This is a genomic window from Rhizobium sp. LEGMi-198b (assembly GCF_054114205.1).
The window spans coordinates 925,714-939,653 of sequence record NZ_JBSYVH010000002.1 but is presented as its reverse complement, the minus strand read 5'-3'; the positions used below and the strand labels follow the sequence as shown (position 1 = coordinate 939,653).

Genomic DNA, 13,940 nt, shown 5'->3' with positions numbered 1-13,940 from the left:
CGGCGTACCGGCCCGCCTGACTTCCAAAACCTAACCACATCTTCAAGGAGAAGATCATGTTTGCAATCACTGCCGTCACAGGCAAGGTCGGTGGCACGACAGCACGCGCACTCATTAACGCTGGGCACAAGGTCCGGGCCGTCCTTCGCGACCGGGCGAAGGGCGCGGAATGGGAAAAGCTCGGCGCTGAAGTGGCCGTCGCCACCTTCGATGATGCCGATGCGCTTGCGCAGGCTTTCGACGGTGCCGAAGGCGTCTTCGTCATGGCCTCGCCGAATTTCGCGCCCGATCCGGGCTTCCCTAGCGCCCGCAAGGATGCGGCGGCGCAGGCGGCCGCCATCCAGCGCGCGCAGCCGGGCAAGGTCGTGATGTTGTCGTCGATCGGTGGCCAGCGTACCTCCGGCCTCGGGCTCATCACTCAGGTTCACATGCTGGAAGAGGCGCTGGCGCCACTGACCATGCCGGTTGCCACTCTGCGGCCGACCTGGTTCATGGAGAATTCATTGTGGGATATAGCGCCGGCGCGCGCGACCGGTGAAATGCCAAGCTATCTGGCACCGCTCGACAAGCCCTATCCAATGGTCGCCACCGCCGATATCGGCGCCATCGCCGCCAGGACAATGACCGAGAACTGGACCGACCGCCGGGTGATCGAGATCGAAGGGCCGAAGCGCTATAGCCAGATCGAAATCGCAACCCTGATCGGCCAGGCCATCGGTCGTCCGGTCGTTGCCAAGCCTGTCCCGCGCGCCGAGTGGGAAGAGCGTTTCAGGGCACAGGGGGCTGCCTGGCCGGAGCCGCGCATCGAGATGATCGAAAGCTTCAACTCCGGCTGGATTGACTTCGAGCCAGCAGGCGTCAACGAACATGTGGTTGCGCCGACGCCCTTTGAAACTGTCCTGGCCGAACTCGCCAAGATCGCCTGAAGATCAGTACCCTTCAGCCAAGCCCGAGCCGGCGCGGCTATCCATTGCTCCGTTATAGCGCGCGCCGCCTCCCTCGGCGATTTGACCGAGGCTCTTGCCGCCGACGAGGATGCCGGCGGCCTGACCCCAGACCGGCCAATCGCCGCCGACCTGGACATTATAGCCCATGCCGGTCAGCAGTTTGATCGTGTCGGGAGACAGCGTGTAGGGCTCGGTATAAACCTTATCCGGCAGCCACTGATGATGTATCCGCGGTGCGTCGATCGCCTGCTGAATATCCATGCCGAAATCGATAACGTTGATGATCGCTTCGAGCGTAATGGTGATGATGCGCGCGCCGCCGGGGCTGCCGATCACCATGAAGGGCTTGCCGTCCTTGGCGACGATCGTCGGGCTCATGGAGGAAAGCGGTGTCTTCTTCGGCTGGACGGCGTTGGCCTCGCCTTGAACCAGACCGTAGAGGTTCGGTACGCCCGGTTTGGCGGTGAAATCGTCCATCTCGTTGTTGAGCAGGATGCCGGTGCCGGGTGCGACCACGCCGGCCCCGAAGGAGCCGTTCAGCGTATAGGTGACGGCAACCGCATTGCCGTCATTGTCGATGATCGAATAATGCGTCGTCTCATGGCTCTCGCCGAGGCCCTTCGGCATCAGATCCTTGGAGACGCCGGCGCGATAGGGATCGATGCTGTCGCGGATCTTCTTTGCGTAGTCCTTATCCAGCAGCTTGCTGACGGGATTGTTGACGAAATCGGGATCGCCGAGCGCGGAATTGCGATCGACATAGGCATGGCGCATGGCCTCGACCATGAGATGCACGGTGTCAGCCGAAGCGTAGCCGGTAAAGGAAAGCGGATAGCCTTCCAACACGTTGAGAATCTCGCAGATGATCACGCCGCCGGAAGAGGGCGGTGGTGAGGAGATGATCTCATAGCCCCGGTAATTGCACTTCACCGGGTCGAGTTCGCGGACCTTGTATTGCTCGAAATCCTCCTTGGCCAGGATGCCACCCTTGTCGTGGCTGGCCTTGACGATCGCATCGGCGGTCGAGCCCTTATAGAAGCCATCAGGGCCTTGTTCCGAAACGCTGGAGAGGGCCGCGCCAAGCTGCGGCTGGGTCAGTGTATCGCCGGTGGCGAAGGGTTTGCCGTCCCCTTTGACGAAGATTGCGGCGGTGGCCGGATCGCGCGCCAGCCATTTCTTGCCGTGGTTCAACTCGGCGGCATCGGCCTGGTTCAGGGTAAAACCTTCCTTGGCGTAGCGGATTGCGGGCGCCATCAGTTCCTGGCGGGATTTCGTGCCGTATTTCTCACGCGCGGTCTCGAAGCCCATGACGGAACCCGGCACGCCGACGGCGAGATAGCCATCCGTGCTTGCGCCTTTGACGACGTTGCCTTTGTCGTCGAGATACATGGTCTTGGTTGCAGCGAGTGGCGCGCGCTCGCGGAAATCGAGAAAGGCCGTCTTGCCGTCCTTCAGCCGGATGGTCATGAAGCCACCGCCGCCGATATTGCCTGCGACCGGATAGACCACGGCCAAGGCATAGCCGACCGCAACTGCGGCATCCACGGCATTGCCGCCGCTCTTCAGTACGTTGACGCCGACATCGGTCGCGAGATGCTGGGCAGTCACCACCATCCCATGCTCGGCTTCGACCGGCTGCGGTGCTGCGGCTTGAACGGTAGTGATGGAAAAGAGCCCGAAGGCAAAGATAGTGGCCGCGGATATTATCCGCTGGCGGAAATGGTACATGATGGTCCCTCCAAAATCATATTTTAGGTAAGAGAGCCTTTCGCTGCGTCTAGTGCCGCAGAAATAATTTCTGCTGCCGAATCTCGGCAGGGTCGCAGCTCCGAAATCCGAAGCGGGCGAAGGAAGACAATCCGTATCGGGACGAGGAACTCGTCCTTCAGTCGATCGGGGCTAATCCGAAAGGATTAGAGTGAAGCTGTTTGTTCGATCTTTCGTATTAGCACTTTGAAAATGTGCGGGATAAGTGCCTTGTCACGCTCGCAATAATTCTTTCATAAGGGCAGTCTACTTTAGGTAAGTCATAATCGAGGCGGAAAGTAATGAGTTGGGGGAAAATGATGGCCGTCACGAAGCTTGAGCAATGGAAGAACGAGCGCAACAGTAAACCTAAGCCGTTCGTCATTGCCCAAAAAACGCATGTCGTCGAAATCGAATGCGTCCATTGTCATAGGCATTTCTTTCGGTGGACATCGACAGCGCCGGCCTACTGGCGCTGTGAGGATTGCCCCACCAATCACTGATATCGTCCGATCCTTTCGATCAAGCGATCAGGATGGCTCGGAAATCATTGACATTCGTTCCCGTTGGGCCGGGTACGAAGAGGTCACCGATTGCGTTGAAGGCCGACCAAGCGTCGTTGTTTCTCAGCATTTCGGCGGGTACCAGCCCAGCCTTGCGCAGCCGCGCCACTGTGCTTGCGTCGGCAAAGGCGCCGGCATTGTCTTCGCTACCGTCGATGCCATCGGTATCGGCGGCCATGGCGTGAATGCCGGTGTGACTGTCGATGTCGATCGCGAGCGATAGCAGGAATTCAGAGTTTCGACCGCCCTTGCCCTTGCCGGTCAGTGTTACCGTCGTCTCACCACCCGACAGCAACACGATCGGCTTGGTGAAAGGCCGGTTGCGATGCAGGATCTCGCGGGCGACGGCGGCATGTACATGCGCTGCCTCCCGCGCTTCACCTTCGATCGCATCGGACAGGATCGCTGCCTCGATGCCGGCCTCGCGCGCCGCTTTGGCCGCGGCTTCCAGCGAGACACCGGCCGAGGCGATGACATGCACCTCGTTGGCTGCAAAGCGCGGGTCATCTGGCCGCGGTGCATCAGCTTCCGGCTTTTCGATATGCGCCAGAACGGCGGCGGGCAGCTCGATGCGGTAGAGGCGGATGAGGTCGAGCGCTTCGGCGCGCGTGCCGGCGCCGGGAACCGTCGGACCGGAGGCGACGAGGGCCGGATCGTCGCCCGGAATGTCTGAGACCACCAGCGAGACGACCTTTGCCGGATAGGCCGATGCCGCGAGGCGGCCGCCCTTGATGGTCGATAGATGCTTGCGGATGATGTTCATCGCCGAAATCGGCGCGCCGGAGGCGAGCAGTGCCTTGTTGACGGCGATCTCGTCGGCAAGGGTAAGGGCGCCGGCCGGGGAGGGCAGCAGCGCCGAACCGCCGCCGGAGATCAGCGCAATCACCAGGTCATCCTCGGTCAATCCTTGGACCAGTTTCAACAGTCGACCGGAGGCGACGAGGCCGGCCTCGTCAGGCACGGGATGAGCGGCTTCGACGATTTCGATGTGGCGGCACGGGGTGGCGAAGCCATAACGCGTCACCACCAGCCCTTCCAGCGGACCGTCCCAGCATTGCTCCAGAGCGGCTGCCATCTGCGCCGAACCCTTGCCGGCGCCGATGACGATCGTCCGCCCTTTCGGCTTTGCCGGCAGATGGGCGCGGATGCCGGTCAAAGGATCGGCAGCGCGGACGGCGGCATTGAAGAGGGAGGTGAGGAAGGCGCGGGGATCGGAAACGGTCATGTCGAAATCTGCCTGTCTGCGATGGGCTAGTAACCATTTGGTGACTCAACTGACGCGAACACGCAAGGGCAGGGAACGCCAATTGTGTCTTGTGAGGGGAATCCCTATGTTTTGGGGAGCAGTTTCAACGATTGTATCCGAGGGATTTTCAAGATGGCCGAACTGAAGGTGAAGACGAGACAGACCGGCGCGACGGCGACGGTCGGCCGCACCGGCCTTCCGCATGTGACGACGGTGACAGGCGGCGAGATCGATATCGTCACCTCGCCGTCGCATCCGGGCTTCAATCCGCTCGACCTGCTTTATTCCTCATTGTCCGCCTGCCTCGTGCTCAGCGCCCGTATGGCTGCGAGCAGCCTCGGCGTGCTCGATAAGCTGACGGAGGTCACCGCCGTGGTGACCGGCGAAAAGGCGACGGAAGGGCTGTCGCGCGTCGAAAAATTCAACATCGCCTTCACCATCAAGGGCGACTTCGGCGACGAGATACGCAATGCCATCGCGCATGCCGCCGAGGACGAGATCTGCACGGTCAGCAATACGATCCGCGGAAATCCGAAGTTCGAGACGGTGATTTCGGGGTGAGATTGGATTGAGTGGCTTTTCGTTACTTCGAGGGCAGCTCAAACCCTTCCAGATACGGCCCAAGCTCCGGATCGATATCCACCTTCACCACATTGTTGTAGATCGCGGTGGCAATCATGATGCCGGCGAAAGCGACGAGGTTTGCGAGCGTGGGTTCGTCATAACGCGCCTTCAGCCGGTCCCATAATTCTTCCGGCACGGCGTTGGAATCCCTGACGATGGCCTTGCCGAAATCGATCAACAATGCCTCGTCTTCGGTGGGTACGATGGTTTCCGGCGCCAGGCCGGCATTGATCAGCGCACGGCGGAAAAAGCCGACCGGGATGATCGAGCGGCTTTCCAGCGAAATCGCATGGCAGAAAAGCCAGACCGCGCGGTCGTCCAGCGCCGGGCGGAGCTCTTCGCGCAGCGTGAACCATTCGGCATAGATGCGGTGTGCCACCGGCGAATGCAGCAGCGTCCGCTTCATATTGGTCATGCGGCCGCGCAGTTGCACTTCGCGGTCATGTTCGGCGCGGACGGCGTCGGAGGCGGTATCGTAATCGATTGGTGTGATATGGCTCATCGGCTGTTGTCTTTCACTGCGCCGCTTTGGAGAAGAACCGGTTCTGCGGGCGCGGCAAGCCGAGATGATCACGCAATGTCGTGCCCTCGTATTCGCGACGGAAGATACCGCGGCGCTGCAGTTCCGGAACGACACGCGTGGTTACGTCCTGCAGGCCCTGCGGCAGGAAGGGGAAGACGACATTGAAGCCGTCGGAGCCTTCCTCGTGCAGCCATTGTTCCATCTCGTCGGCGATCGCCTGCGGCGTGCCGATGAAGGCGAGGCCGGCATAGCCGCCAAGGCGCTGGGCAAGCTGGCGCACGGTCAGCTTCTCCTCCTCCGCCAATGCAATGACGCGCTCCCTGCCACTCTTGCTGGCATTGGTTTCCGGGATTTTTGGCAGCGGGCCGTCAGGGTCGAAACCAGAGGCGTCGTGGCCCAGAGCGATCGACAGCGAGGCGATGGCGCTTTCGTAATGGACGAGGCTGTCGAGCTTGGCACGCTTGGCCTTCGCCTCCTCGACGGTATCGCCGACGACGATGAAGGCGGCAGGAAGGATTTTCAGGTGATCCGGGTTGCGGCCGATCGCCTTCATCCGACCCTTGATGTCGGCGAAGATCGCCTTGCCGTCGGCGAGATTGCGAGGAGCGGCGAAAACCGCTTCCGCCGTTTCGGCGGCAAGCTGGCGGCCGGCATCCGATTGTCCGGCCTGGACGATCACCGGCCAGCCCTGCGGCGGGCGGGCAATGTTGAGCGGCCCGCGGACGCTCAGCTCCTCACCCTTGTGGGCAAGCACATGCATCTTTTGCGGGTCGAAGAAGATACCGCTTTCGGCATCACGGAGGAAAGCATCGTCGGCAAAGCTGTCCCAGAGGCCGGTGACGACATCGTAGAATTCGCGGGCGCGGTGATAGCGCTCGCCATGCTCCATATGCTCGTCAAGGCCGAAATTCAGCGCCGCGTCCGGATTGGATGTGGTGACGATATTCCAGCCGGCGCGACCGCCGCTGATATGGTCGAGAGAGGCGAAACGGCGGGCGATGTGATAGGGCTGGTCGAAGGTGGTGGAAGCCGTGGCGACGAGGCCGATCTTTTCGGTGACGGCGGCAAGCGCAGACAGCAGCGTGAAGGGCTCGAAGGACGTCACGGTATGGCTGCGCTTCAACGCCTCGACGGGCATGTTCAGCACGGCAAGATGATCGGCCATGAAGAAGGCATCGAATTTTGCCTGTTCCAGCGCCTGCGCAAAACTCTTGATGTGCTTGAAATTGAAATTCGCATCCGGATAGGAGCCGGGATAGCGCCATGCGCCCGTATGCAGGCTGACGGGGCGCATGAAGGCCCCAAGCTTCAGTTGCTTCTGTTCAGTCATGGGGTCCATCCCTCTCGAACATCACTGGTTCCTGGCGGCCTGGCGCCGGCGAGAATATCCCTTCCGACGTAGGAGCCCTGTCGGCGCATTCAAAGAGCCGATTTCATTTATTTGATCGGTTCGAGGGAATATTCATCCGACCCCGCTTTCCGTGTCGCTCTGTCTGGCAAAAACCTTGACGAGCCAGTCGATGAAGACACGTACGCGTGGGGAGAGTTGGCGGCTGCGGGGATAGAGCATGGAGACGGGTGTCTTCGTGAGTGGAAAGTCTTTGAGGACATGAACCAGCTCGCCGGATTTCAAGGCATGTTCGGCGTGATAGCGCGGCACCTGGATCAGGCCCAGGCCGAGCTTGGCCGCTGAAAAATAACTTTCGGCGGCATTGACCGAGACCGTTGCGGGCAGGGTAATGCCGCGCACCGCCCCGTCGACGATGAATTCCAGCGGCAGCAATCCACCCGTCGCCGAGGAGCGGAAGCCGACCATGCGGTGGCCGTCGAGAGCTTCTGGATGCAGAGGCATGCCGAAGCGCTCGATATAGGCAGGCGCGGCCAGGGTGATTTCCTCCAGCATGGCGACGCGGCGCGCGATCATGTCGCTGTCCTGCGGTGTACCGACGCGCAGCACGCAATCGATGCCTTCGCGAACGAGGTCAACGAAGCGGTCGCCCTCCGTCATGTAGAGCTCGATTTCCGGATAGGTCGCAAGGAAAGACGGCAGGTTCGGCAATACGAAATGCCGAGCCAGCGTGCCATGCACATCGACGCGCAGGAGGCCCTTCGGCTTGGCGCCCGCAAAGGCACCCTCGGCATCTTCAATATCGGATAGAATGCGCAGGCAGCGTTGATAATAGGCCTCGCCATCGAGCGTGGGGCTGACATGCCGCGTGGTCCGCTGCAGCAGGCGAACGCCGAGCCGAGCCTCCAGTTGTTTGACGGCATCCGTAACGGTGGAGCGCGGCAGACCGGTGTCTTCGGCCGCCAGAGTGAAGCTGCGCCGCTCTACGACGCGGGAAAACACCCGCATGGCATCGAATCTGTCCATTTTTCTTTGTTCGGCAATTTCGGATAGTGATGCCGAATAATGGCTGATTATCCGTCGACTGAAAAGAGGCATCTTCCTCTCATCGAAACGCGCTGCGGCGCACTCACAGCAAAGGATGAAGACAATGACCAATAATTCCAACAAGGTAGCGATCGTTACCGGCGCGTCACGCGGCATCGGCGCCGCGATTGCGGAACGCCTCGCAAAGGACGGCTTCACCGTCGTCATCAACTACTCCGGCAGCGAAGCCGCCGCCGAGGAGCTGGCCCGCAAAATCGAGGAGAAGGGCGGTAAGGCGCTGACCGCCAAGGCCGATGTTTCCGATGCCGAAGCCGTGCGTCGCATGTTCGATGCCGCCGAAGCCGCTTTTGGTGGTGTCGACGTCCTCGTCAACAACGCCGGCATCATGCAGCTCGCCAAGATCGCCGATGCCGACGATGGCCATTTCGACCGGCATATCGCCATCAATCTGAAGGGCACGTTCAACACGCTGCGGGAAGCCGGCAAGCGTCTGCGCGACGGCGGCCGCATCATCAATCTTTCCACCAGCATCGTCGGGCTCAAGCTCGAGACTTACGGTGTCTACGCCGCCACCAAGGCCGCCGTCGAGACGCTGACCGGCATCATGTCCAAGGAACTGCGCGGCCGCTCGATCACGGTCAACGCCGTCGCTCCCGGCCCGACGGCCACCGACCTCTTCCTCAACGGCAAGAGTGACGAGCTGATCGACCGCATGGCCAAGATGAACCCGCTGGAGCGCTTGGGCACACCGCAAGACATTGCCGCTGCCGTCGCCTTCCTTGCCGGCCCGGATGGCGCATGGATCAACGGCCAGACGTTGCGCGCCAACGGCGGCATGATCTGAGCCTCCCCCAGTCGCAGCATAGCCACCTCGAAAGGAACAGGATCATGAGCAAGCAAGTTATCGTCATCACCGGTGCATCGAGCGGCTTCGGCGCGCTCACTGCCCGTTCCCTCGCCAAGGCTGGCCACACCGTCTATGCCAGTATGCGCGAAACAGAAGGGCGCTACGCGCCGCGAGTGGCCGAGGTCGCCGCCTTCGCCAAGGAGAATGGCATGGACCTCAAGGCGGTCGAACTCGACGTCGCCTCGGATGCCTCCGTCGAAGCCGGTATCGCTGGGGTTATTGAGCAAGAAGGCCGTATCGACGTCATCATTCACAATGCCGGCCATATGTCCTTCGGTCCAGCGGAAGCCTTCACGCCGGAACAGTTCGCCCAGCTCTACGACATCAATGTCCTGAGCACTCAGCGCGTCAATCGTGCGGCACTTCCCCATCTGCGCAAGCAGGGCAAGGGCCTGGTGGTTTGGGTATCGTCGTCCAGCGCCCGCGGCGGCACTCCGCCGTATCTTTCGCCCTATTTCGCCGCCAAGGCCGCCATGGATTCGCTTGCCGTCTCCTACGCCTCCGAACTGACCCGCTGGGGCATCGAGACCGCCATCATCGTACCCGGCGCCTTTACCAAGGGCACCAATCACTTTGCCCATTCCGGCGCCCCCGCCGACAAGGCTCGCGCAGCCGAATACGACAATGGTCCCTATGCCGGCGTTCCGGACCGCGCGCTGAGGGGTCTGGCTTCGCTGGAGCCCGCCGATGCGGATGCCGCCTCGGTCGCCACCGCCATCGTCGATGTCGTCAACATGCCCTTCGGGACGCGTCCGTTCCGCACCCATATCGATCCCTCTGAAGACGGCGCGGAAATCGTCAACGGCGTCGCCGACCGCGTCCGCGCCGAACTCTTCCGCCGCATCGGATTGGAAGACTTGCTGAAGCCGGCCGCGAGAGCCTAAAAACCACGGGCCGCATAAATCCTACGCGTCAAATCGCCGCTTCTGTTCCGCAGGAGCGGCGATCATTGTTTTCGGATGGACTATTTTGCGTTGTGCATCATTCCAAGCCTGCCTATTTGGTATTAAAGCGAATCCTTCTGGGGTCGGGAGAAATATCCATGAACGACAAGGACATTGGCGAAATCGCCTCCTGGCTCATGCAGAGCGGCCTTAAAGGCATGGGGGAAGCCGACATCCTGGCAGGTTTCTGCGAGGGATGCCGCGAGCGTGGCCTCAACGTCGACCGGGCCATGGCGCTGATGGATACGCTGCACCCGGTCTATGAAGGCCGCGCCTTCCGCTGGGACGGCAACCAGGTGGTCGAACGCGAGTTCGAATATGGCCCGTCGCATCAGGGGATCGCCGCCGAGAATTGGCTGCGTTCCTCTTTCTATCATTTGCTGACGACAGGCGGGGATGAGGTGCGTCGCCGCATCGGCTTCGGCGACCCGATCGATTTCTTCGGACTCGATACGCTGAAGACCGATGGTCATACCGACTACCTCGCTCTGGTGCACCGGTTCGAGGAAGGGGGCACCATCGGTGAGATGGATTGTTTCTATTCTCATTTCGCCACTACCGCCGGAGTGGGTTTCCCTGACGAGGACCTGCGCGTTCTGCGCAAGCTTACACCCGCGCTGGCATTGGCGATCAAATGCACCGCCATGGGACGCATCGCCCGCACCATCGCCGAGGTCTATCTGGGCGAGGATGCCGCTCGGCATGTTCTCGAAGGCAAGATCACACGCGGTAAGGCCGAGCGCATCTCGGCGGCGCTATGGTTCTCCGACCTCGCGAACTATACCCGCATTTCGGACACGGCCGAGCCCGACGAAATCATTCCGATGCTGAATGCGTATGCAGACGCCGTGATTTCCTCGATCCACGAGGCTGGAGGCAATGTGCTGAAACTGATCGGCGATGGCACGCTGGCGATCTTCAAGGCGCGCGATTCAGCCGATGCCTGCGCTGCGGCGCTGATGGCAGAATCGCTGCTGCGCCAGCGGCTGCGTGATCTCAATGCCCAGCGGCAGATTGAGGGCAGGCCGGTAACCGACGTCTATCTCGGCTTGCATATCGGCGATGTCTTCTACGGCAATATCGGCAGCATGGACCGGCTGGATTTCACCGTCATCGGCCCCGCCGTCAACGAGGTCAGCCGCATCGCCTCCATGTGCCGTTCGGCCGACCGCAACATCCTGATGTCGTCGAATTTCGTTGAGGCGCTGTCATCCAGCCAGAGCAACGATCTCGTTTCCGTCGGCCGCTACGCGCTGCGCGGCGTCAACCGGCCGCAGGAGTTGTTCACGCTGCTGTCGTCGGCTGCTTGAGGCGGCTCAGGGCCTGTTTTTCCGCTTGGCCGATCGCAGTTCGTCGGGCAATTCATCACCTGGATCTGGCGCCACATCCGGTGCGCGGTCGAGGATCGCGAGAGCTGCCGCCGTATTCCCTCGTGCGGCCCTATCTTTCAGGCTCATGATTGCGCGTCGATGGCCGATACCATCGGCAATGAATGCTGAAAGCAATTGGTTTAACGACACATTGTCCTCGGCGGCCGCTTGCTTCGCTTCTTCCATCACATGGTCGGCCAATCTCAACGGATAGGTGCTCATCTAGGTTGTCTCCTTCTCGTCAATTCCGCATAGAATTCGCCTGCTCTGAGAACGGATAATCCAAACATGCCGACCGCCGGATGATGAAAATGCCGATCGCTGCTGACTATGATTGTCGCGCCGGCCGCGAGAGCACATTCAATGTAGATGTCATCCTTGGGATCATCCAGGAAAGGTCGAAATCGAAACCATGGCTCAACCAACTTGGCGCGGCTTAATAAAGCGTCGAGGATGGTATCGATCTCTTCTCGTGTTACCCACGGTCTCTCCCCGAGAATTCCCGGTCGTGACAAGACGTCCTCGTATTCCAATGCGACTGCAGGCGAAACAGCAAATGAAATGTCTCCGGCGACCATCTCCCGAAAAATGATATGTGAAGTTCCGTTGGACGATCTGAGTCCGGACAGCAAGACATTTACATCCACCACGATCATAGCGTCAGTATGATATCTCATATGATGTCATGTCAAGTTGTCGATAACGCTCACTTCCGGCCAGCCGCGAACATCGGGCCGCCCTTGTGTGGCGGAAAGCCGTAGCCGTTGATCATCACCAGATCGATATCGCTGGCGCGGGCGGCGATGCCCTCGGCTAGGAGCGCATCGCCCTCATCGGCCATGGCCCTCAACAGCCGGGTGACGATCTCGTCTGCGGTAAAGCTCTTTGGTGTTATGTCCTTTTCCGCGCGGGCGGCTTTGATCAGCGCCGTGACTTCGGGGTCAGTCGTGCGCCTGCCATCCGGATAGCTGTACCAGCCCCGCCCAGCCTTTTGGCCGAAGCGGCCGGCTTCGCAGAGGCGATCGGCGATGACGACATAGCGGGCGGCGGGATCGCGTGTTGCCGCTTGGCGTTTGCGCCGCGCCCAGGCGATTTCGAGGCCCGCCATATCGTAGACGGCAAAGAGGCCCATGGGGAAGCCAAAGGCCTCAAGCGCCGCATCGATTTCATGCGGCAGTGCGCCGTCTTCGACCATGAATTCGGCCTCTCGGCGATAGGCGGAAAAAATGCGATTGCCGATGAAGCCTTCGCTGACGCCGCAGACGATGGGAAGTTTGCCAAGCCGTTTGGCGAAGGCCAGCGCGCTGGCGAGCACATCCGGCGCAGTCTTTTTGCAGTTCACGACCTCCAGCAACCGCATGATGTTGGCGGGCGAGAAGAAGTGCAGGCCGACGACCCGCTCGGGATGGGCGGTTGCGGCGGCGATGGCATCGGGATCGAGATAGCTTGTGTTGGTTGCAAAGATGGCGTCGGCGCGAAGGACACCGTCGAGGCGTTGGAAAAGCTCGGTCTTGACGGTCAGATCATCGAAGACGGCCTCGATGACGAGATCGGCTTGCGCGAGTTCCTGCGCATTGGCGGCGACCGTCAGCCGGCTCAGGCGATCGTCCCGGCCTGGCATATCGAGGCGGCCTGATTGCACGGCCTTGTCGAGGATGCCGGCTATGCGCTCACGGCCCTTTTCGGCGGCTTCGCGGGTTTGCTCGATACCGATGACGCTATAGCCGGCGTTCAGCGCGGCCACCGCAATGCCGGACCCCATCAGGCCGGTACCGACGATACCGACGGTTTTGATTTTGCGCGGCGAGACCTTTTCCAGGCCGTCGACCTTGCCGGCGGCGCGTTCCGCAAAGAAGACGTGGCGTAGCGCCGCTGCCTCATCGCTATCGCGAAGGGTGACGAACGTGCGGCGTTCTTCGGCTAGCCCTTCTGCAAGAGAGGCCGTCGCGGCGAGGCGAACAAGGCGCACGGCTTCGGCGGGCGCTCGCTGACCACGCGCCTTGCGAAGGGCTTCCGCGGCAGCTTTGTCGACGGCTTCCTGAGAGCCTGGCGGGACGGGCAATGTACCGGTACGTCTCAAAGGGACATCGGCTGCGCTTCTGGCGCTGACAATAGCTGAGTCGATCAGCGAGTTTTCGATCAGGCTATCGATGATACCGAGCTTGTCCGCTTCATTGGCCAAGACAATGCGGCCGTTGGCGATCAGTTCGATGGCTGCGACGGTGCCGATCAGGCGTGGCAGGCGTTGCGTACCGCCGGCACCGGGAACGATGCCGAGCTTGACTTCCGGCAGGCCGATTTTCGCGGAAGGGCTGGCAATACGCTCATGGCAGGCAAGCGCCACTTCCAGGCCGCCCCCCAAGGCTGCACCGTTGATGGCGGCGACAACGGGTTTGGCAAACTTTTCGACGCGGGCGATAACCAGCGGCAGCAGCGGCTCGATCGGCGGCTTGCCGAACTCCTTGATGTCGGCGCCGCCGATGAAGGTGTTTCCGGTCCCCGTCAATATGACGGCAACGACTGCACTATCCTTTTCGGCATGATCGAGTGCCGCCATCAAACCGGCGCGGACATCGGCCGAGAGCGCGTTGACGGGCGGATTGTCGATGGTGACGACGAGAACGTCATCGGTCAGCGTCGCCGAAACAGTATCCGAAAAGCGCGATGCCGACATG

The 13,940-nt window shown here is 61.1% G+C and carries 13 protein-coding genes; 5 read left to right on the top strand and 8 right to left on the bottom strand.

The genetic code is table 11. The features are described from left to right. Positions 1-56: 56 nt before the first annotated feature. Complete coding sequence (locus ACXHXG_RS11225; RefSeq protein ID WP_457899314.1) at positions 57-926, top strand: NmrA family NAD(P)-binding protein; 870 nt, start codon at positions 57-59, stop codon at positions 924-926. Between the two features lie 3 nt (positions 927-929). Here ACXHXG_RS11225 and ggt read toward each other — a convergent pair whose 3' ends face one another. Next, the gene (ggt, locus tag ACXHXG_RS11220) at positions 930-2,675 is read right to left on the bottom strand and encodes a gamma-glutamyltransferase (RefSeq protein WP_457899313.1); all 1,746 of its coding nucleotides are present in this window, start codon (positions 2,673-2,675) and stop codon (positions 930-932) included. A 540-nt stretch (positions 2,676-3,215) separates the two neighbouring features. Next, a complete protein-coding gene (locus ACXHXG_RS11215) occupies positions 3,216-4,481 on the bottom strand; it encodes a glycerate kinase type-2 family protein (RefSeq protein WP_457899312.1) in 1,266 nt (421 codons plus the stop codon). A gap of 153 nt (positions 4,482-4,634) precedes the next feature. Between ACXHXG_RS11215 and ACXHXG_RS11210 the strand changes: the two genes are divergently transcribed. Further along, entirely contained in the window at positions 4,635-5,063 is a 429-nt protein-coding gene (locus tag ACXHXG_RS11210) for an OsmC family protein (protein WP_457899311.1), read from the top strand. 22 nt (positions 5,064-5,085) lie between these two features. Here ACXHXG_RS11210 and ACXHXG_RS11205 read toward each other — a convergent pair whose 3' ends face one another. From ACXHXG_RS11205 to ACXHXG_RS11195, 3 genes are all read right to left on the bottom strand, one after another. Continuing rightward, entirely contained in the window at positions 5,086-5,628 is a 543-nt protein-coding gene (locus ACXHXG_RS11205) for a carboxymuconolactone decarboxylase family protein (protein WP_104824102.1), read from the bottom strand. A gap of 13 nt (positions 5,629-5,641) precedes the next feature. Then, the gene (locus ACXHXG_RS11200; RefSeq protein ID WP_457899310.1) at positions 5,642-6,979 is read right to left on the bottom strand and encodes an LLM class flavin-dependent oxidoreductase; all 1,338 of its coding nucleotides are present in this window, start codon (positions 6,977-6,979) and stop codon (positions 5,642-5,644) included. 132 nt (positions 6,980-7,111) lie between these two features. Beyond that, positions 7,112-8,023, bottom strand: coding sequence for a LysR family transcriptional regulator (locus ACXHXG_RS11195; protein WP_457899309.1), 912 nt, complete (start codon positions 8,021-8,023; stop codon positions 7,112-7,114). 124 nt (positions 8,024-8,147) lie between these two features. Between ACXHXG_RS11195 and ACXHXG_RS11190 the strand changes: the two genes are divergently transcribed. From ACXHXG_RS11190 to ACXHXG_RS11180, 3 genes are all read left to right on the top strand, one after another. Beyond that, the gene (locus ACXHXG_RS11190) at positions 8,148-8,888 is read left to right on the top strand and encodes an SDR family oxidoreductase (protein ID WP_457899308.1); all 741 of its coding nucleotides are present in this window, start codon (positions 8,148-8,150) and stop codon (positions 8,886-8,888) included. A gap of 44 nt (positions 8,889-8,932) precedes the next feature. Beyond that, entirely contained in the window at positions 8,933-9,835 is a 903-nt protein-coding gene (locus ACXHXG_RS11185) for an SDR family oxidoreductase (protein ID WP_457899307.1), read from the top strand. Between the two features lie 158 nt (positions 9,836-9,993). After that, on the top strand, positions 9,994-11,205 hold the full coding sequence (locus tag ACXHXG_RS11180) for an adenylate/guanylate cyclase domain-containing protein (protein WP_457899306.1): 1,212 nt from the start codon (positions 9,994-9,996) through the stop codon (positions 11,203-11,205). 6 nt (positions 11,206-11,211) lie between these two features. Here ACXHXG_RS11180 and ACXHXG_RS11175 read toward each other — a convergent pair whose 3' ends face one another. Genes ACXHXG_RS11175 through ACXHXG_RS11165 form a run of 3 tightly spaced genes read right to left on the bottom strand, consistent with a single transcriptional unit; the run spans position 11,212 to position 13,939 of the window. Further along, the gene (locus ACXHXG_RS11175) at positions 11,212-11,487 is read right to left on the bottom strand and encodes a hypothetical protein (protein ID WP_457899305.1); all 276 of its coding nucleotides are present in this window, start codon (positions 11,485-11,487) and stop codon (positions 11,212-11,214) included. Continuing rightward, complete coding sequence (locus ACXHXG_RS11170; RefSeq protein WP_457899304.1) at positions 11,484-11,942, bottom strand: putative toxin-antitoxin system toxin component, PIN family; 459 nt, start codon at positions 11,940-11,942, stop codon at positions 11,484-11,486. Before ACXHXG_RS11170 ends, ACXHXG_RS11175 begins: the two co-directional genes overlap by 4 nt. 29 nt (positions 11,943-11,971) lie before the next feature. Further along, entirely contained in the window at positions 11,972-13,939 is a 1,968-nt protein-coding gene (locus tag ACXHXG_RS11165) for a 3-hydroxyacyl-CoA dehydrogenase NAD-binding domain-containing protein (RefSeq protein ID WP_457899303.1), read from the bottom strand. Position 13,940 lies beyond the last annotated feature (1 nt).

Bases quoted from the DNA above. Each gene is read 5' to 3' on its own strand.
- ACXHXG_RS11215 (WP_457899312.1), bottom strand. From the start codon at position 4,481: ATGACCGTTTCCGATCCCCGCGCCTTCCTCACCTCCCTCTTCAATGCC.
- ACXHXG_RS11195 (WP_457899309.1), bottom strand. From the start codon at position 8,023: ATGGACAGATTCGATGCCATGCGGGTGTTTTCCCGCGTCGTAGAGCGG.
- ACXHXG_RS11180 (WP_457899306.1), top strand. From the start codon at position 9,994: ATGAACGACAAGGACATTGGCGAAATCGCCTCCTGGCTCATGCAGAGC.
- ACXHXG_RS11205 (WP_104824102.1), bottom strand. From the start codon at position 5,628: ATGAGCCATATCACACCAATCGATTACGATACCGCCTCCGACGCCGTC.
- ACXHXG_RS11200 (WP_457899310.1), bottom strand. From the start codon at position 6,979: ATGACTGAACAGAAGCAACTGAAGCTTGGGGCCTTCATGCGCCCCGTC.
- ACXHXG_RS11170 (WP_457899304.1), bottom strand. From the start codon at position 11,942: ATGAGATATCATACTGACGCTATGATCGTGGTGGATGTAAATGTCTTG.
- ACXHXG_RS11225 (WP_457899314.1), top strand. From the start codon at position 57: ATGTTTGCAATCACTGCCGTCACAGGCAAGGTCGGTGGCACGACAGCA.
- ACXHXG_RS11190 (WP_457899308.1), top strand. From the start codon at position 8,148: ATGACCAATAATTCCAACAAGGTAGCGATCGTTACCGGCGCGTCACGC.
- ACXHXG_RS11185 (WP_457899307.1), top strand. From the start codon at position 8,933: ATGAGCAAGCAAGTTATCGTCATCACCGGTGCATCGAGCGGCTTCGGC.
- ACXHXG_RS11210 (WP_457899311.1), top strand. From the start codon at position 4,635: ATGGCCGAACTGAAGGTGAAGACGAGACAGACCGGCGCGACGGCGACG.
- ACXHXG_RS11175 (WP_457899305.1), bottom strand. From the start codon at position 11,487: ATGAGCACCTATCCGTTGAGATTGGCCGACCATGTGATGGAAGAAGCG.
- ACXHXG_RS11165 (WP_457899303.1), bottom strand. From the start codon at position 13,939: ATGTCGGCATCGCGCTTTTCGGATACTGTTTCGGCGACGCTGACCGAT.
- ggt (WP_457899313.1), bottom strand. From the start codon at position 2,675: ATGTACCATTTCCGCCAGCGGATAATATCCGCGGCCACTATCTTTGCC.